This is a genomic window from Xenorhabdus thuongxuanensis (assembly GCF_001908095.1).
Taxonomy (GTDB): domain Bacteria; phylum Pseudomonadota; class Gammaproteobacteria; order Enterobacterales; family Enterobacteriaceae; genus Xenorhabdus; species Xenorhabdus thuongxuanensis.
Window position 1 is genome coordinate 1 of sequence record NZ_MKGR01000120.1, and the last position, 329, is coordinate 329.

Sequence of the window (329 nt, forward strand, 5' to 3'; positions counted from 1 at the left end):
GTTTCAAATTTTCAGCTTGTTCCAGATTGTTAAAGAGCAATTATTGGTAAACCGGCTTAACCGCCCGCTTAACAATAACTTAATTGGCACCGTCTTTCACCCGTTACCGAGCAAGATGGCGTCCCCTAGGGGATTCGAACCCCTGTTACCGCCGTGAAAGGGCGGTGTCCTAGGCCTCTAGACGAAGGGGACTTTCAGTCTTCTTCGCAGACGCTTGCTCTGCTTTCATTTATCAGACAATCTGTGTGAACACTCACAGTCCACTACCCTTAGGTTAAGGAGGTGATCCAACCGCAGGTTCCCCTACGGTTACCTTGTTACGACTTCAC

General features: G+C 48.9%; 1 tRNA gene and 1 rRNA gene. Both read right to left on the bottom strand.

Annotated features, from left to right (window positions below):
- Window positions 1-116 precede the first annotated feature (116 nt).
- Window positions 117-192 (bottom strand) — tRNA-Glu (locus Xentx_RS18320).
- Window positions 193-275: 83 nt separating this feature from the next.
- Window positions 276-329: ribosomal RNA gene (locus Xentx_RS18325) — 16S ribosomal RNA — on the bottom strand; the annotation flags it as partial.